Annotated in this window: 16 protein-coding genes and 1 riboswitch; of the genes, 9 read left to right on the forward strand and 7 right to left on the reverse strand. The window is 76.3% G+C overall.

Annotated features, from left to right (window positions below; translation table 11 throughout):
- Positions 1–436: 436 nt before the first annotated feature.
- Positions 437–2,182, forward strand: a complete 1,746-nt coding sequence (gene ngg / locus ACI8AX_RS08780; RefSeq protein ID WP_456549418.1) for an N-acetylglutaminylglutamine synthetase — start codon at positions 437–439, stop codon at positions 2,180–2,182.
- A gap of 53 nt (positions 2,183–2,235) precedes the next feature.
- A complete protein-coding gene (locus ACI8AX_RS08785) occupies positions 2,236–2,853 on the forward strand; it encodes a YceI family protein (protein WP_456549419.1) in 618 nt (205 codons plus the stop codon).
- A gap of 97 nt (positions 2,854–2,950) precedes the next feature.
- Here ACI8AX_RS08785 and ACI8AX_RS08790 read toward each other — a convergent pair whose 3' ends face one another.
- Entirely contained in the window at positions 2,951–3,877 is a 927-nt protein-coding gene (locus ACI8AX_RS08790) for a hypothetical protein (protein WP_456549420.1), read from the reverse strand.
- A 71-nt stretch (positions 3,878–3,948) separates the two neighbouring features.
- Between ACI8AX_RS08790 and ACI8AX_RS08795 the strand changes: the two genes are divergently transcribed.
- The gene (locus ACI8AX_RS08795) at positions 3,949–4,926 is read left to right on the forward strand and encodes a sulfotransferase family protein (protein WP_456549421.1); all 978 of its coding nucleotides are present in this window, start codon (positions 3,949–3,951) and stop codon (positions 4,924–4,926) included.
- Here ACI8AX_RS08795 and ACI8AX_RS08800 read toward each other — a convergent pair.
- Positions 4,923–5,660, reverse strand: coding sequence for a Clp protease N-terminal domain-containing protein (locus ACI8AX_RS08800; protein WP_456549422.1), 738 nt, complete (start codon positions 5,658–5,660; stop codon positions 4,923–4,925). The genes ACI8AX_RS08795 and ACI8AX_RS08800 overlap by 4 nt on opposite strands.
- Before the next feature lie 148 nt (positions 5,661–5,808).
- Here ACI8AX_RS08800 and ACI8AX_RS08805 point away from each other — a divergent pair, with 148 nt between their 5' ends.
- Positions 5,809–6,663, forward strand: a complete 855-nt coding sequence (locus ACI8AX_RS08805) for an SDR family oxidoreductase (RefSeq protein WP_456549423.1) — start codon at positions 5,809–5,811, stop codon at positions 6,661–6,663.
- On the opposite strand, the gene ACI8AX_RS08810 is transcribed toward ACI8AX_RS08805, so the two are convergent.
- Together ACI8AX_RS08810 and ACI8AX_RS08815 are read right to left on the reverse strand one after the other, a co-directional pair.
- A complete protein-coding gene (locus ACI8AX_RS08810) occupies positions 6,660–7,706 on the reverse strand; it encodes a nitronate monooxygenase (protein WP_456549424.1) in 1,047 nt (348 codons plus the stop codon). The genes ACI8AX_RS08805 and ACI8AX_RS08810 overlap by 4 nt on opposite strands.
- Before the next feature lie 25 nt (positions 7,707–7,731).
- The gene (locus tag ACI8AX_RS08815) at positions 7,732–8,352 is read right to left on the reverse strand and encodes a Rho termination factor N-terminal domain-containing protein (protein ID WP_456549425.1); all 621 of its coding nucleotides are present in this window, start codon (positions 8,350–8,352) and stop codon (positions 7,732–7,734) included.
- A 111-nt stretch (positions 8,353–8,463) separates the two neighbouring features.
- Here ACI8AX_RS08815 and ACI8AX_RS08820 point away from each other — a divergent pair, with 111 nt between their 5' ends.
- The 4 genes from ACI8AX_RS08820 to ACI8AX_RS08835 are packed head-to-tail and all read left to right on the forward strand — an operon-like array spanning position 8,464 to position 12,959.
- Complete coding sequence (locus ACI8AX_RS08820) at positions 8,464–9,300, forward strand: SRPBCC family protein (protein WP_456549426.1); 837 nt, start codon at positions 8,464–8,466, stop codon at positions 9,298–9,300.
- A 31-nt stretch (positions 9,301–9,331) separates the two neighbouring features.
- A complete protein-coding gene (locus ACI8AX_RS08825; RefSeq protein WP_456549427.1) occupies positions 9,332–9,856 on the forward strand; it encodes a 2Fe-2S iron-sulfur cluster-binding protein in 525 nt (174 codons plus the stop codon).
- The gene (locus ACI8AX_RS08830; RefSeq protein ID WP_456549428.1) at positions 9,853–10,869 is read left to right on the forward strand and encodes an FAD binding domain-containing protein; all 1,017 of its coding nucleotides are present in this window, start codon (positions 9,853–9,855) and stop codon (positions 10,867–10,869) included. Before ACI8AX_RS08825 ends, ACI8AX_RS08830 begins: the two co-directional genes overlap by 4 nt.
- The gene (locus ACI8AX_RS08835) at positions 10,866–12,959 is read left to right on the forward strand and encodes a xanthine dehydrogenase family protein molybdopterin-binding subunit (RefSeq protein ID WP_456549429.1); all 2,094 of its coding nucleotides are present in this window, start codon (positions 10,866–10,868) and stop codon (positions 12,957–12,959) included. The genes ACI8AX_RS08830 and ACI8AX_RS08835 overlap by 4 nt, the downstream gene beginning before the upstream one ends.
- A gap of 37 nt (positions 12,960–12,996) precedes the next feature.
- Here ACI8AX_RS08835 and ACI8AX_RS08840 read toward each other — a convergent pair whose 3' ends face one another.
- Positions 12,997–14,178: a C40 family peptidase gene (locus tag ACI8AX_RS08840; protein ID WP_456549430.1), complete on the reverse strand. Its 1,182-nt coding sequence runs from the start codon at positions 14,176–14,178 to the stop codon at positions 12,997–12,999.
- Between the two features lie 34 nt (positions 14,179–14,212).
- Positions 14,213–14,310: riboswitch (cyclic di-AMP (ydaO/yuaA leader) on the reverse strand.
- A gap of 220 nt (positions 14,311–14,530) precedes the next feature.
- Positions 14,531–15,214 carry a DsbA family protein gene (locus ACI8AX_RS08845; protein WP_456549431.1) on the reverse strand — a complete coding sequence of 228 codons (684 nt, stop codon included), beginning with the start codon at positions 15,212–15,214 and terminating at the stop codon, positions 14,531–14,533.
- On the opposite strand from ACI8AX_RS08845, the gene ACI8AX_RS08850 reads away from it, so the two are divergent.
- Entirely contained in the window at positions 15,213–15,953 is a 741-nt protein-coding gene (locus tag ACI8AX_RS08850; protein WP_456549432.1) for an NAD(P)-dependent oxidoreductase, read from the forward strand. The two genes, ACI8AX_RS08845 and ACI8AX_RS08850, sit on opposite strands and share 2 nt — an antisense overlap.
- 47 nt (positions 15,954–16,000) lie before the next feature.
- Here ACI8AX_RS08850 and ACI8AX_RS08855 read toward each other — a convergent pair whose 3' ends face one another.
- Entirely contained in the window at positions 16,001–17,149 is a 1,149-nt protein-coding gene (locus tag ACI8AX_RS08855; RefSeq protein WP_456549433.1) for a glutathione-independent formaldehyde dehydrogenase, read from the reverse strand.
- Positions 17,150–17,355: the final 206 nt, after the last annotated feature.

A 17,355-nucleotide genomic window follows, 5' to 3' on the forward strand; every position in this document is an offset into this window, starting at 1 on the left:
CGGCCGGCCGCGGGGTAGGGCGCGAGAGGGCCGGCCGACACCCTGGTGACCGACCACCCGGTGCCGCTACCGCTGCACCTCGACCTCCAGGCGTCGGCCGGCCTCCAGCTGCTCGTCGCGGCCGCGACGTGGCTGCGCGGGGAGCCGTCGTCGCCGGTGGGCCGTGGCCGCGCGGGGGGTGTTCGAGCTGCTCCGGGCGTCCACCACGCGGGTGCCGGCCGGGCCGGCCCGGCTCGTCGGCGCCGGTGGCACGGCGTGACGGGCGGGGCGGATTCCGCACCGGAGGCGTTTCGCCGGGGCGTGTGCCGGGCAGGTGCCCCCGACCGGACGGGTGGAGCGCACCGCCGCGGACCGGACGCACGAGCGAGGACGGCTCATCCCGTGGACCTCCAGCGCCCCTCCCGACGACCGCCCGCCACCGGGGGGAGGGGGCTCCGTGGTCGCGCGGCCTGACGTCCGGCGGCCGCTGTCCGCCGTCCCCCCGATCACCGGCGGCTGGGAGCGCCCCTCGGAGCACCAGCTGCGCGGCATGCAGCCCGAGGCGTGCCTCGACCTGGGCTGGGGCCGGCTGGTGTTCGGCCAGACCTTCGACGACCCCGGCCGGCTGGTCGAGGCGCTGCGCGCCGAGCGGGACGGGCGGCGCGACGTGTGCATGTACCCGCGCGACCCGCAGGTGCTGGTGGGGACGGCGCCCGACGAGCTCTTCCTCGACCCGTCGCTGACCTTCCGGCTGGACCTGCACCGCTACCGGCCCCGCCGGGACCTCATCGGCGGCGTCTTCGTCCGCACCGTCGCCTCGCCGGCCGACGTCGAGGCCATGGTCCGGGTCACCGACCTGGCCGGGCTGGTCCCCGGCGACCCCGACTCGGTGTGGCGCAACCACGCCGGGCGCACCGTCCGCTACCTGGTCGCCGAGGACCGCCGCACCGGCCGGGTCGTCGGCACGGTGACCGGCGTCGACCACGTGCGCGCGTTCGGCGACCCGGAGGGCGGCACGAGCCTCTGGTGCCTGGCCGCCGACCCGCGGGAGGCGCCGCCGGGTACTGGCGAGGCGCTGGTCCGGGTGCTCGCCGAGCGCTACCTGGCCCGGGGCCGCAGCTACCTGGACCTGTCGGTGCTGCACGACAACGCCCGCGCCATCTCGCTGTACCGCCGGCTCGGCTTCCGGCAGGTGCCGGTCCTGGTGGTCAAGCGCCGCAACGGCGTCAACGCGCCGCTGTTCGTGCCGGCGCCGCCCGGGCTGGACGAGCTCAACCCGTACGCGCGGATCCTGGCCGACGAGGCGCTGCGCCGCGGGATCCGCGTGGAGGTCACCGACGCCGCGCACGGGGAGATGCGCCTGACGCTCGGCGCCCGCAGCCTGCTCACCCGCGAGTCGCTGTCGGAGCTCACCACGGCGGTGGCGATGAGCCGCTGCGACGACAAGCGGGTGACCAGGCGGGTGGTCGCGGCGGCCGGGGTGCGGGTGCCCGAGGCGGTCGAGGTGGCCGCGGGCGACCTGCAGCCGGCGCTGGACCTGCTCGGCCGCTGCGCCGAGCTGGTGGTCAAGCCCGCCCGGGGCGAGCAGGGGAAGGGCATCACCGTCGGCGTGCGCGACGGGACGGGCCTGCGCGCGGCCGTCGACCTGGCGCTGCGGCACTGCCCGGACGTGCTGGTGGAGGAGTGCGTCCCCGGCGAGGACCTGCGGGTGGTCGTCATCGACGGCGAGGTGGTGGCCGCCGCCGTCCGCCGCCCGGCCGAGGTCGTCGCCGACGGCGTCTCCGACCTGACGGCCCTGGTGGCGGAGCGCAGCCGGCAGCGCGCACGGGCCACCGGCGGCGAGTCGCGGATCCCCCTGGACGCCACGACGGCCGCGGTGGCGGCCGAGGCCGGCTGGGCGATGGACGACGTCCCGCCCGCGGGCACCCGCATCCGGGTCCGCCGGACGGCGAACCTGCACACCGGCGGCACGATCACCGACGTCACCGACCGGCTGCACCCGGGAATCGCCGCCGCGGCCGTGCGCGCCGCCGGCGCGATCGGGATCCCGGTCACCGGCCTGGACTTCCTCGTCCCCGACCTCGACGGTCCCGAGCACGTGTTCATCGAGGCCAACGAGCGGCCCGGCCTGGCCAACCACGAGCCGCAGCCGACCGCGCAGCGCTTCGTCGACCTGCTGTTCCCGGAGACCCGGCGCCGCTGACGGGGGGCCGGTCCTGCCGCGCGCGGCCCCGTCGGGGAGGATGGGGTGCACCTGTGGGAGGGACGACGACCGTGGCCAAGCACCGCGCCTCCGACGCGGACCCCAGCGACTTCGACGCGGCGACCACCGCGCTGACCGACGTGACCGGGGACTACCTCGTCGACGCCGCGCACACCCGCATCGGCATCCGGGCCCGCCACGCCATGGTGACCACCGTGCGCGGCTCGTTCCGGGAGTTCGAGGGCGAGGCGCACCTGGACACCCGCGACCCCGCGGCCAGCCGGGTCACGCTGCGGATCGCCACCGCGAGCGTCGACACCGGCCAGCCCGACCGGGACGCGCACCTGCGCTCACCGGACTTCCTCGACGTCGAGACCTTCCCGGCGATCGTCTTCACCTCGACCGCCGTGGAGCAGGTCGACGACGACGTCTACCGGGTGACCGGCGACCTGACGATCCGCGACGTCACCCGGCCGGTGAGCATCGACTTCGCGCTGACCGGCTCGGCGATGGACCCGTTCGGCAACGCCCGCGTCGGGTTCGAGGGGGCGCTGGCGATCAAGCGCAGCGACTGGGGGCTGACCTGGAACACCCCGCTGGACACCGGCGGGGTCCTGGTCAGCGACCGGATCCAGATCGAGTTCGACGTCTCGGCGATCCGCGCGGCCTGACCGCAGCCGCCGGTGTATCCCTACCAACCCGGTCGGATTTGACGGGGTTCACGGTGAGCCGCCAGGCTCGGTCCCCGTGGCCGCAGGCGCGAGCACCTCAGCCGGACAGCAGCACGGTGCGCAGCTCATGCGCGCCGTCGGCCCGGGTGGCCTCGTAGAACCACCGGGCGCCGCCACCGGGCAGGGCGACCACGTCGGCGTAGCGGAGGCCCCCCGGCGGGTGCGGGCTCTCGAGCAGCGGCCCGCCGTCCGCCGCGCGGAAGCCGAGCTCGCCGTCGTGCACGGCCAGCCCCGTGCGCTCCTCCCAGTTCTCCTCCGCGGTCGCCCGGCCGTCGTAGACGGCCCACGTCCGCGAGCCGTCGAGCACCACGGCCGTGAAGCGGACCCCGCGGGCGTCCCAGCTGCCCGGCGTCCCGGCCAGCGCGGTGCCGCGCCACGTCCACCCGACCCCGTCGGGGCTGGTGGCGTGCTCCGTGGTCATCCGGTCGGTCGCGTCGGGGTCGTCGAGCGGGTGCACCGACGCCCACAGGTGCCACTGCGAGCCGTCGAACCGCACGACCGGGTCCTTGACCGCCGCGAGGTCGCTGCCGGGCAGCACCGTCCGCGCCGGCGCGGTGGCCAGGCCCGCGACGTCGTCGGCCTCCAGGAGGTCGACCCGCCAGTGCTTCGTCCCCGGCGTCGCGCAGCTGACGTAGAGGCGCCACCGGCCCTCCGGGGTGCGCACCAGCGCCGGGCGCTCGAGCGACTCCGCGCCGAAGCGGTCCTTGCCGAGGGCGGCCACCGGCTCGAAGCGCACGCCGTCGTCGGACCGGGCGAGCACGTTGCCGAAGCCGCGGCCCTCCCCGACCGGCCGGCGCAGCCGATAGGCCAGCCACCAGGTGCCGTCGACCAGTTGCGCCGACGGGCCGCCGGCCCACGACCCGGGCCGCGCGTCCTCCGGCTCCACGACCACCTCGGCGTCGGCCCACAGGCGCTGCGGTTCGGGCGGGCGCGGAGCGGGGACACGGGTGCGGCTGGCGGTCACGCCGCGTGTCTACACCCCGCCCGACCGGTACCCGCCACCCGACCGACCCCACCGAGCCCAGGAGGGACCCCATGCGCGCACCGGCCGGCCGGCTGCCCGACTTCGTCATCGCCGGCGCGCCCAAGGCCGGGACGACGGCGCTGCACGCGGCGCTGGCGACCCACCCGGGCCTGTACCTGTCGCCGGTCAAGGAGCCCAAGTACTACCTGACCGACGGCCGGCCCCCGCCGCGCAGCGGCCAGCGCGGCCCCGGGGACGCGCACAGCGCCCAGGAGTGGATCTGGCGCCGCTCGGAGTACCTGGCGCTGTTCGCCGGGGCCCCGGCCGGGACGCCGGCGGGGGAGAGCACGCCCTTCTACCTCTACGACCGCGCCGCGCAGGCCCGGCTGGCCGCCGACGTGCCGGGGGTCAAGGTCGTCGCGATCGTGCGCGACCCGGTCGACCGCGCCTACAGCAACTGGGTGCACCTGCGCGCCGACGGCCTGGAGCCCGAGGCCGACTTCCTGACCGCGGTCCGCCGCGAGGAGCAGCGGGTCGCCGACGGGTGGGCTCCCTTCTGGCACTACCGCGGCCTGTCCCGCTACGGCGAGCAGCTGAGCAGCCTCTACGGGCACCTGCCGCGCGAGCAGGTGCTGCTGCTGCGCTACCGCGAACTGGTCGACACCCCGCGCGCGACCCTGGACCGGGTGAGCGTCTTCCTCGGCGCCGAGCCGGGGCTGGCGCACGCCGTGCCGCCGGAGAACGTCAAGCCGCACGTCGGGGACGACCCGCGGCACCGGGCGCTGGCCCGGGTGGCCCGCGCCGGCGCGGCCCTCGGCGCGCACGTGCCGCCGCGGGTGTGGCGGCAGGCGAGCCGGCCGTTGCTGGCCGCGCTGCACGCCGGGTCGGTGGCCCGGCCGCCGATGCCCGTCGAGGTCCGCCGGGAGGTGCTGGCGCCCCTCCTGGAGGACATCGCGCTGCTCGAGGAGCTCACCGGGGAGTCGTTCGCCGACTGGCGGCGGGACAGCGGCCGCGGGGACTTCCGGTCCCGGGCGGCCGGGCGGGCCTAGTCGCCGGCCGCTCCACCGGCGGCCTCGGCGGCGGCCCGCAGCGCGGTGGCGATCTCCTCCTCCGCCCGGGCGGCGTCGACGCCGAGGCCGGTGAGCAGCCCGGCGCCGGCCTCCTGCTCGAGCAGGGCCAGCAGCAGGTGCTCGGTCCCGACGTAGTCGTGACCGAGCCGCAGCGCGGTCCGGAAGGTGCCCTCGAGAGCGGCCTTGGAGCTGTCGTCGAACGGGATCAGCGCCGGGACGGGCGCGCCGGAGCCCGGCGGCAGGGTGGCGGCGGCCGCCTCCCGGACCCGGTCCAGCGACCCGGCGTGCGCGGCCACCACCCGGGCGCCGATGCCCTCGGGCTCGCGGAGCAGGCCGAGCACCAGGTGGGCGGGGGAGACCTCGACCGCCCCGGCGGCGCGTGCCTCCTCCTGGGCGGCCACCACGACGTTGCGGGCGCGGGGGGTGAACCGGCTGAACCCCTCCTGCGGGTCCATCGGCTTGTCGGCCCGGCCGACGAAGCGCTTCTGCGCCGCCTGCTTGGTCACGCCCATGCTGCGGCCGATGTCGGTCCAGGAGGCGCCCTGTCGGCGGGCCTGGTCGACGAAGTGGCCGATGAGGGAGTCGGCGATCTCACCGACGGCGTCGGCCACGAGCACCGCGTCGGTGAGCTGCTGCAGGGGGTCGGAGTGGACCTTGCGGATGGAGTCGATGAGGTCGTCGAGCCGGACCGGGATCTGCACGGGAGGCGTCATGCCGTCAACCGTAGGTTGACGCCCCGTGCAGCGTCAACCCGAAGTTGACGCTCACGACGTCGTTGAACGTTGGAACACTTGCCGAGGCGGCCGGGTTGCCGCCGGCAGGGGCACGCCCGTGCCCCTCACTGCTCCGCCGGAGGTACACATGTCGATCGTCGTCACCGGGGCCACCGGGCACCTGGGCCGTCTCGTCGTCGAGGAGCTGCTGGCGCGCGGCGTCCCGGCGGAGGACGTCGTCGCCGGCGGCCGCCGGGTCGAGGAGCTGACCGGCCTGGCCGCCCGCGGGGTCCGGGTGGCGCGGATGGACTACGACGACGCGGCGACGCTCGACGCCGTCCTGTCCGCCGGCGACCGGCTGCTGCTGGTCTCCGGCAGCGACCCGGCGGCCCGCGTGCAGCAGCACCGAACGGTGCTCGACGCCGCGGCCCGTGCCGGCGTCGCGCTGGTGGCCTACACCAGCATCCTGCGCGCCGACGACAGCCCGCTGGCCCTCGCCGGGACGCACCGGCAGACCGAGGCCGACGTGCGGGCGAGCGGCGTCCCGTTCGTCCTGCTCCGCAACGGCTGGTACACCGAGAACTACGCGCAGGCCCTGCAGGAGGCCGCGGCCGCCGGCACCGTCTCCGCCAGCGCGGGCGACGGCCGGGTGGCCAGCGCGACCCGGGCCGACTACGCCGCCGCGGCCGCCGCGGTCCTGGCCGGCGACGGGCACGAGGGCCGCGTCTACGAGCTCTCCGGCGACACCGCCTGGACCTTCGACGAGCTCGCCGCCGCCTGCGCGGAGGTGCTCGGCCGCGACGTCACCTACCGGCGGCTGAGCACCGACGAGCACGTCGCCGTCCTCACCGGGGTCGGGCTGGACGAGCCGACGGCGCGCTTCGTCGCCGGGATGGACGCCGCCATCGCGCAGGGCGCCCTCGACTCGACCACCGGCGACCTCTCCCGGCTGGCCGGCCGGCCGACGACCCCGCTGACCGAGGCGCTGCGCCCGCTCGCCTAGAACCGGGCGCCGGCCAGGGCCTCCCGCGCCCCGGCCGCCAGCCGCGTGACGAGCTCGCCGGCCGGCACCGGCTCGGCGAGCGCGTGCGCCTGGCCGGCCCACAGGTGCAGCTGCTCGGCGTCCCCGGCCGCCCGCGCCGCCGCCCGCAGCGGCTGGGTCAGCGCGTGCACCTCCGGGTAGGCGGCCGGGGCGTCGGCGGGCAGCTCCGCCGTCGCCCGGTTGACCAGGGCGCGGGCCCGCCGGCCGGTGAACACCCGCGTCACCGTGGTCGGCCGGTCCTCGGCGAGCACGGCGGCGTGCACCGGCGCGGTCCCGGCCTCCGGGCACCGCAGGAACGCCGTCCCCAGCTGGGCGAGTGACGCGCCGGCCGCGAGCACGGCGGCGACACCGCGGCCGTCGGCGATCCCGCCGGCGGCGACGAGCGGCAGGTCGCTCACCCGCCGGACCATCGCCAGCAGCGGCAGCAGCCCCAGCTCGGCGGGCTCGGCGTCGGAGCCGCCGCCGCGGTGCCCGCCGGCCTCCCAGCCCTGCACGACGAGGGCGTCGGCGCCGGCCGCGGTCGCGGCGACGGCGTCCTCGGGTGAGGTGACGGTCAGCCAGACGGGCACGCCGGCCGCGTGCAGCGCCTCCACCGAGCGGGCCGGGGGCACGCCGAAGGCGAACGAGACGACGGCCGGTCGCAGCCGGGCGAGGACGGCGACCTTCGCGTCGTGGTCGTCGTCGGTGTGCACCGGGTCGCCGAGCCGGACGCCGAGGGCGGCCGCGCGCGGCGCGAGCAGCTCCGCGTAGGCGGGGACCCGGGCGGCCTCCTCCGGCGGGGTCGGCGTCGGGCTGAAGACGTTGACGCCGAAGGGCGCCGGGCTGAGCGCGCGCAGCCGGCCCACCTCCTCGACCACGGCGTCGGCGCTGCGGTAACCGGCGGCGAGGAAGCCCAGCCCGCCGGCGTCCCCGACGGCCGCGGCCAGTGCGGCGGTGGACGGCCCGCCGGCCATCGGGGCGGCGACGACGCGGGCCGGGACCGGGGGCAGGGGCAGCGGGGTCACGCCGGCCAGCCTGCCCCCCGGCCGGTCAGCCGTCCTCGCGGTTCGGGCTCTCCAGGCGGAAGAAGGTGCTCTGGTTCCCGTCCTTGCGCTCCTCCTGGTAGATGAAGTTCAGCTCGCGGGCGTCGAAGGTGGCGAACCACTCGTCCCAGCTGACCTTGCGCAGGTCGTCGTCGTCGCCGCCGAAGTCCAGCCGCAGCACGCCGAGGTGGTCGCCGTGCTCGGTGCCCGGCACGGTCGCCGGCTCGCCGCCGCGCTCCTCGGCCCACTGCCGGATGACCTCGTGGCTCGTGGTCGCGAGGCTGCGGCCCGGGCGCTCGGGGTCATCGTCGGGGGAGGTGACCTCCTGCGAGTACTTCAGCGACTTCGAGGTCTGGTCGCCGGTGCGCAGGTGCCCGCCGTCCGGCCCGGCGTCGCCGGGCTCGCCCGCGCCGCCGGAGCCGCCGCCGGAACCGCCGTCGGAGCCGGACCCGCCGGCCGACCCGCCGCCGCGGGCCTGCTCGGACAGCGCGGAGACCAGCTCCTCCTTCTTCATCGACGACGTGCCCTCGATGCCGGCCTCCTTCGCGCGGTCGCGGAGCTCGTCGACCTTGAGGTCGCGCAGCCCGGTCTCGCTCAGGTCCGGCGTGTTCGGTGTCGTGTTGGCCATGACCGGGGGCTACCCGCCCCGGCGTGCCCACACGCGGCGGGCGTCGGCCAGCCGTGACCGGGGTAGGTGCGGACGGTCCTGCTCCGCAGCCCCGACCCCAGGGAGAACGGCATGACCACGAAGGTGGAGAAGTCGATGCAGGTCGACGTCCCGCTGCGCACCGCCTACGACCAGTGGACCCAGTTCGAGGAGTTCCCGCAGTTCATGGGCGGTGTGCGGGAGGTGCGCCAGCTCGACGACGCCCACCTGCACTGGGTCGCGGAGATCGGCGGCGTCCGCCGCGAGTGGGACGCCACGGTGCTCGAGCAGGTCCCCGACCGGAAGGTCGCCTGGGCCGCCACCAGCGGGGCGACCAACGCCGGCGCCGTCTGGTTCGAGCCCGCCGGGCCGGACTCGACGATCGTGCACCTGGAGCTCGAGTACGAGCCCGAGGGGCTGGTGGAGAAGGCCGGCGACGCGCTCGGCGTCGTGGAGCAGCAGGTGCGCTCGGACCTCGAGCGGTTCAAGGCGCTGGTGGAGCGGGAGGGCGCGAGCGGCGGCTGGCGGGGTTCGGTCAACCCGCACCTGGACGCCGGTGTGCCCGGCGCCGCCGCGGCCGTGGGCTCGCACGGCGACAGCGGCAGGGCAGGCGTGTCCGGGAAGGCCGTGGCCGCCGGTGCTGCCGCCGCGGTGGCCGGGGTCGCGGCCGCGGCGGTCGCGGCGAGCCGGTCCTCCGGCGAGGAGGAGCAGCCTCCGGGGCAGCCTGCTGCGGTGCCGCCGCCGGTCGTGGCCGAGACGGTCGCGGTCGAGCACGGCGTCGCGGTCGAGCACGGCGTCGCGGTCGAGCACGGCGTCGCGGCGTCCGCCGAGGAGGGCGCGCCCGCGCAGCCGCCCGTCGTCTTCGAGGAGGGCGTGCTGCTCGACGGCCCGGAGGACCCCGGCGGACCGGACGCGCGCGACCGGGTTTGACCCGCCGGGCCGCGGGGGCACCTGCGCGGCCATGGCTCCGGACGGCGTCTCCGCCGAGATCACCCTGACCGTCGACGGGCAGCAGCAGCGCCTGACCGTCGACACCCGGACGACGCTGCTCGACGCGCTCCGCGAGCGGCTGGGCAACACCAGTCCGAAGAAGGGCTGCGACCACGGCCAGTGCGGGGCGTGCACCGTGCTGCTGGACGGCGACCGCGCGCTGAGCTGCCTCGCCCTGGCGGTCGCCCACGACGGAGCGGAGGTCACCACCGCCGACGGGCTCGCCGGCGACGGCGGCTTGCACCCGGTGCAGCAGGCCTTCATCGACCACGACGCCTTCCAGTGCGGGTACTGCACGCCCGGCCAGGTCTGCTCGGCCGTCGGTCTGCTGGACGAGGTGCGGCGCGGCTGGCCCAGCCACGCGAGCGCGGACCTCACCGCCGAGCCGCGGCTCACGCACGACGAGGTGGCCGAGCGGATGAGCGGCAACCTCTGCCGCTGCGGGGCCTACGCGAACATCGTCCCGGCGGTGCAGCAGGCGGGCGGCGCGGCGTGAAGCCCTTCGCCTTCGCCCGGCCGGCCGACGAGGCCGAGGCCGTGCGCACCGTGGCCGCCGAGCCGGGCGCGGTGTTCCTCGCCGGCGGCACCAACCTCGTCGACCACCTCAAGCTCGGCGTCGCCCGCCCCGACCTCGTGGTCGACGTCCGTCGGCTGACCTCCCGGGAGGTGACCGACACCGACGACGGCGGCCTGCGGATCGGCGCCGCCGTCACCAACAGCGAGCTGGCCGCCGACCGCCGGGTCCGCGAGCGCTACCCGGTGCTGGCGCAGGCGCTGCTGGCCGGGGCGACCGGGCAGCTGCGCAACCTCGCCACCGCCGGCGGCAACCCGCTGCAGCGCACCCGGTGCGTCTACTTCACCGACGTCAGCACCCCGTGCAACAAGCGGGAGCCCGGCAGCGGCTGCTCGGCCGTCGGCGGCTACACCCGCTACCACGCCGTCCTCGGGGTGCCCGCCGCCCTGCCGGACCCGGGCGACCCGGCCACCTGCATCGCCACCCACCCCTCCGACATGGCGGTCGCCCTGGCCGTGCTCGACGCGCGGGTGCAGGTGCTCGGCCCGGCCGGCACCCGCACCGTCCCGTTCGCCGAGCTGCACCGGCTGCCCGGCGACGACCCCTCGCGCGACACCGTGCTCGAGCACGGCGAGCTCGTCACGGCCATCGACCTGCCGCCGCTGCCGGCCGGCGCGCGCTCGGCCTACCGCAAGGTCCGCGACCGCGCGTCCTACGCCTTCGCGCTGGTGTCGGTCGCCGCCGTGGTGGCCGGTGGGGAGGTGCGGCTCGCCCTCGGCGGGGTGGCGCACACGCCGTGGCGGGCGACCCGCGCGGAGGAGGTCCTGGCCGGGAGCCCGCTGACCGACGACGCCGTCCGGCACGCCCTGGAGGTCGAGCTCACCGCCGCCCAGCCCCAGCCCGGGGTGGACGGCGGCAACGGCTTCAAGATCCCGCTGGTGACGCGCACCGCCGTCGCCACCGTCCGCGACCTGACCACGGAGGCACGGGCATGACCGAGCTGCTGGAGCCCCGCGCGATCGGCCGCGACACCGTCCGCCGCGACGGCGAGGCCAAGGTGCGCGGCACCGCCACCTACGCCATCGAGACGCCGGTCGAGCACCCGGCGTTCGTGCACCCGGTGCAGGCGACGGTCGCCCGCGGCCGGGTCACCGGCGTCGACACGTCCGCCGCCGAGGCGCTCGACGGCGTGCTGACCGTCCTGACGCACGAGAACGCCGAGCGGCTGGCCTCCACCGACGACCGGGAGTTCGCCGTCCTGCAGGGCGACGAGGTGGCCTTCCGCGGGCAGGTCGTCGCGCTCGTCGTCGCCGAGACCTCGGAGCTGGCCCGGCAGGCCGCCGACGCCGTCCGGGTGACCTACGCCGAGCAGCCGCACGACAGCACCCTGCGGGAGGACCACCCCGAGCTGTACGCGCCGGAAAAGGTCAACGCGGGCCATGAGACCGACACCGCCGAGGGCGACGTCGCCGCCGCGATGGCGACCGCGCACGTGACCGTCGAGGAGACGTACTCCACGGCGATGTACCACAACAACCCGCTCGAGCCGCACGCGACGACGGCGCTGTGGGACCCGGCTGCGGACGTCCCGTTGACGCTGTGGGACTCCACCCAGGGCGTCCACCCCGACCGGGCCGCGGTGTGCGAGGTGTTCGGGCTGGAGCAGGAGCAGGTCCGGGTCGTCTGCCCGTACGTCGGCGGCGGGTTCGGCTCGAAGGGCACCCCGCACGCGCACGTCTTCCTCGCTGCGATGGCCGCTCGCGCGCTGCCCGGCCGGCCGGTGAAGCTGGGCCTGACCCGGCAGCAGATGTTCTCCCTCGTGGGCTACCGCACCCCGACGATCCAGCGGCTGCAGCTGGCCGCCGACCGCACCGGCCGGCTGCAGGCGATCGCGATCGACGTGGTCGAGCAGACCTCGCGGATCAAGGAGTACGCGGAGCAGACCGGCGTCCCCACCCGGATGATGTACGCCTCGCCGAGCCGGCGGACGACGCACCGGCTGGCCCCCCTCGACGTGCCCGTCCCCTCGTGGATGCGGGCGCCGGGGGAGTGCCCGGGCATGTTCGGCCCCGAGGTCGCGATGGACGAGCTGGCCGAGCGGCTGGGCATGGACCCGGTCGAGCTGCGCATCCGCAACGAGCCCGAGGCCGACCCGGAGACCGGCAAGCCGTGGTCGAGCCGCAACCTCGTGCAGTGCCTGCGCGAGGGCGCGCAACGGTTCGGCTGGGCCGACCGCCCCCCGGCCCGGCACCGCGACGGCGCCTGGTTCGTGGGCACGGGCGTGGCGTCGTCGGTCTACCCGACGATGCGCCAGGCGACGTCGACCGCGCGGATCCGCTTCACCGACGGCCGGTACGTCGCCGAGATCGGCGCCGCCGACCTGGGCACCGGCGCCTGGACGGTGCTGCCGCAGATCGCCGCCGACGCGCTCGGCGTGGACCTCGACGACGTCGACGTGCGCATCGGCGACACCCGCTACCCGATCGCCTCGGTGGCCGGCGGCTCTTCCGGCACCAGCACGTGGGGGTCGGCGCTGACCGTGGCGGCGCGGGAGTTCCGCTCGAAGTACGGCCGGTCGCCGTCGGACGGCGACGAGGTCTCCGGGGACGTCGACCAGGCGGCGCAGGACGACGCGCACGCCGCCTACGCCTTCGGCGCCCAGTTCGCGGAGGTGCGGGTGCACGCCGACACCGGCGAGATCCGGGTGCCGCGGCTGCACGGCGTCTTCGGGGCGGGCCGGATCATCAACCCGCGGACGGCGCGGTCGCAGTTCCTGGGCGGGATGACCATGGGCCTGTCGATGGCCCTGCACGAGAACAGCGTCTGGGACGACCGGATCGGTCAGGTCGCCAACCACGACCTCGCCGAGTACCACGTGACCGTCAACGCCGATGTCGGCGACATGCAGGCACATTGGCTCGACGAGCACGACCCGCACGTCAACGCCATGGGCAGCAAGGGCATCGGCGAGATCGGCATCACCGGGACGGCGGCGGCGGTGGTCAACGCGGTGCACCGCGCCACCGGCATCCGCGTCCGCGACCTCCCGGTGACGCTGGACAAGGTGCTGAGCGCCCTGCCGTGACCGGGCCGGCCGGCTGCGTGCCGGCCGGCCCGGGCGGTCAGGCGATCCGGCGGGCGCTGTTGTAGCCGCCCATCGAGTCCACCGACGCGATCTGCACCGGCTGCCCGTACGTCGAGGCGTGCACCATCTGCCCGTTGCCGATGTACATGCCCACGTGGCTGACCGGGCTGTAGAAGAACACCAGGTCTCCGGGCTGGAGATCGGCCCGCGACACGGGTGTGCCCATCTGCGACTGCATCCGGCTGGAGTGCGGCAGCGAGACGCCGGCCGCCCGGTAGGCGAAGGACGTCAGTCCCGAGCAGTCGAAGGAGTCCGGCCCCGCCGCGGCCCACACGTAGGGATCGCCGCGCTGGGCCAGCGCGGTGTCCACGGCGACCTGCGCGGCCGCGCCCGGCGCCCGGACCGACACCGGCGGCGGGGGCGCGGCGGCCGGGGCCGCCGGGCGCGCCGGCTGGGCGGGGGCCGGCGCGGGTTCGGCGGGCGCGGGATCCGCGGACTCCCCGGCGGCCTGCTCGGCGGCGGCCTCCGCGGCGTCCTCCGCGGCCTGCTCCGCGGCGGCCCGGGCGGCCGCCTCGGCGGCAGCGCGCTCGGCGGCCTCGCGCGCCGCGCGCTCCTCGGCGACCAGCCGGTCGTAGTCGGCCTGGAAGGCGGCGACCTGCTCCTCGAGGTCCGCCTGCTGGGCGCTGACCTCGTCGAGCAGCGACTGCGCCTGGCCGGCGGCCGCGTCGGCCTCGGCGCGCGCAGCCGTGGCGGCCTCGTCGGTGGCGACCGCCTCGCCGAGGACGCCGTTGTTGTGGTCGGCGATCGTCTGCAGGGTGCCCAGGCGGTCGAGCAGCTCGTCGGCCGACCCGCTGGAGAGCATCGCCTCCGCGGCCCCCAGCGGGTCGCCGGTCCACACGCTGCGGGCGACCTCCCGCACCTGCGCCCGCGCGTCGGCGAGGGCGGACTCGGCCGCGGCGACCGCCCCGGCGGCGGCCGTGGCGTCGGACTGGGCGGCGCGCAGCCGCTCGCGGGCCTCGTTGAAGTCCTCGGTGACCACCTCGAGGTCGTGGGCGCGGGCGGCGAGGAGCGCGCCGGCCTCCTGCGAGGTGGTGGGCGCGGGATCGTCCGGAGCGGCGAGCGCCGGCGCGGGGGTCCCCACGAGGGCGCCGGCGGCGGCGAGGGCGAGGAGGGTGCGGGTGCCGGGGAGCCGGCGGGCGGGGACGTGCGAGGGCGCCATGGGGCGGCGGTGTTCCTCTCTTCCACGGCCGCCTACCGGGTGAGCTGACGGGTTCGGGCGGGAAGACGCCCGGCACCGCGGCCCGGCCGGGCCGCTGGGTGCTTCACCCCGGGACTGCGGTGGGTCCCCGGTCCTCCGCCCGGCCGGCTGCCGGGAGGTGGTTCGGCGGCGCCCGGCCGGCTGTTCCTGGTGGAACGGGACGCACCGCCCGGACCCGGGGAACGCTAGGCGGGGCCGACGACGACCCGCCCGGTCGCGGAACGGATCCGGACGTCTCCGCCGGCCGGGCAGCGCGCGTTCGTCACGCTGGGCAGCCGCCGTGCCCGGCACCGTGACGGCAGCGGACCGGCACTCAGCCGGCCTGCGCCGCCCCGGCCGCGCGCCGCACCAGGTCGTCGTAGGCCGACGGGTGGTCGGCGTCGACCACGGGGTAGCCGGCGTCGGAGGAGTGCTGCTCGGTGCCGGGGTTGTGCACGTCGGACCCGTCGGCGAGGAAGAAGTGCGGGCTGCCCTGCACCTCGCCGGCGTGCGCCCGGTAGTCGGCCATCATCGGTCCACGGGCCCGGCCGTCGTCCAGCGCGGCGGCCAGCGCGTCGGCGTCCACCGCGTCGCAGCCGCGGGCCACGTCCACGACCTCGTGCAGCATCGAGATGCACCGGCTGTCGCGGAAGAACGCCAGGCGCAGGGCCATGTCCAACTGCTCGGCGGCGGCCGGCGACTGTGCTTTGGCCGCGTGCACCGCCTCGTTCGCCAGCAGCACCGTCACCGGCCAGTCCGAGGGCTGGCCCTGCCACGGGGTGATGCCGAGGTCGGGCTCGAGCTGCCCGACGACCGGCAGCTCGGCGTTCAGCATCCGCATCGGGATCGCGAAGGAGTTGACGTCCTCAAGCAGGAACAGCCGGTGGTCGACGCGCACGGCGTCGTCGAGGCCGAGGCGCGAGCGGGCGGCGTAGAAGCGGTGCAGGGCCACGGTGGACCAGGCGCAGACCACATCGGTGTAGACGGCCACGGTCCCGGGCGCGACGTCGACGGTCATGGGGCCGCACGTACCCGGCGGCGGCCGCGGTGCACGTCGTGGTTGCGGCGCCCTCGCGCCGGGCGGCTCACCCGACGAGGCGGTCGCCAGAGCCGACGTCGTCCTGACGATGGTGCTGGACGCCGGCACGGTGTGGCTGCAGACGTCGACCGTCGGCATCGAAGGCGCCGACAGGACGGTCGAGCTGGCGGGCGAGCTGGACCTCGTGCTGGTCGACTGCCCGGTCCTCGGCACCAGGGAGCCGGCCGAGAAGGGCGCGCTCGTGCTGCTCGCGTCCGGCCCGGAGGAGGTCCGCGAGCGGCTGGCGCCGGTGCTCGACGCCCTCGGCTCGAAGACGCTCTGGCTCGGCGCGGCCGGCGCCGGCAGCCGGATGAAGATGGCCGGCAACGCCTGGCTGTTCATGGTGACCGCGGGCGTCGCCCAGTCGGTCGCGCTGGCCCGCGGGCTCGGCCTGGACCCGGCGGACTTCCTGCGCGCCATCGAGGGCGGCCCGCTGGACACGCCCTACGCCCACCTCAAGGGCGGTCTCATGATCGAGGGCGACTACCCGGTCAGCTTCGGCCTGACCGGAGCCGCCAAGGACGCCCGGCTGATCCGCTCCGCCCTGCAGGCGGTCGGCCTGTCCGACCGGCTCACCGCCGCCGTCCTGGAGACCATGGACACCGCCGCCGACCGGCTGCCCGACCCGCACGTGGTCGACCTCTCCGCCCTGGTCACGGGCCTCGAGCCCGGGAGCTGACCGTCCCGGGGTCCGGTCGTGGCGCCGGACCCCCGGGACGGCGCGGATCAGGCGGAGCGGTCGGGATGGAGGAGGACCTTCGTCCACCCCTCGGCGCGGTCGTCGAAGTGGCGGTAGCCGTCGACGGCCTCGTCGAGCCGCAGCTCGTGGCTGACGATCCAGGACGGCGTCGCCCGGCCGCTGGTGATGAGGTCGCGCAGCTGCCGGTTGTAGCGCTTGACCGGTGCCTGGCCGGTACCCATGGACTGCCCCTTCGTGAAGAAGGTGCCGTACTGCCACGGGATCCGGCCCTCCTTGGCGAGGTCGGTGGCGGCGCCCGGGTCCTGCGGCATGTAGACCCCGACGACGCCGATCCCGCCGGTGGACCGGACCACCTGCGCGAGGTTGTCCAGCACCAGCTCGGGGTGCTCCTGGCCCGAGGGATCGTGCGCCTGGTAGCCGACCGCCTCGACGCCGCGATCGACCCCGCGGCCGCCGGTCGCGTCCAGCAGCTGCTCCACCGGGTCGTGCGCGCTGAAGTCGACCGGGGTGGCGCCGAACTTCTCGGCCAGGGCGAGCCGGTCGGTCTCCTTGTCGACGACGAACACCTGCGAGGCGCCGCGGAGCACGGCACTGTGCGCGGCCATCAGGCCGACGGGGCCGGCGCCGAACACCGCGATCCGGTCACCGGGCCGGAAACCGGAGAGCTCGACGCCGTGCCAGCCGGTCGGGAAGACGTCGGAGAGCATCGTGTAGTCGTTCTCGTGCTCGGTGCCCTCGGGAAGGGTGAGCAGGTTGACGTCCGCCCACGGCACCCGCAGGTACTCCGCTTGGCCGCCGTCGTAGGGGCCCATGTTGGCGTAGCCGTAGGCCGCGCCGTCCATGCCCTCGGTGGGGTTGGCCCGCAGGCAGAACGACGTCCAGCCGGTTAGACAGTTGCGGCAGGTGCCGCAGGCGATGTTGAACGGAACCGAGACCCGGTCGCCGACCCGGATGCGGTCGACACCGGGCCCGACCGCCTCGACGACGCCCATGTTCTCGTGGCCGAGGACCTTGCCCTCCTCCACGCTCGTCCGGCCCTCGTACATGTGCAGGTCCGAGCCGCAGATGTTGGTGGTGGTGATGCGGACGACGGCGTCGGTGGGCGCCTGGATCGTCGGGTCGGGCACCTCCTCGACGGCGACGGACTTCGGGCCGCGGTAGACGACAGCCTTCACAGGGGGACCTCCTGGGGGTTCGGGGAGCGGTGCGCGCAGACGCGACGGGACACCGGGGACCGGGCAGCGGCGGCTCGTCTCACGAACGGTGCCGGACCCCGGGACTACCCAGCACTGGTTGGCACACGCACCGATCCGGGCGTGTACCTGCGAGGACGAGGGGTAGGTGGTGCACGACGGAACACCTGCCGAGGCAGGGACCGGCC

Source organism: Blastococcus sp. SYSU D00813 (assembly GCF_054050735.1).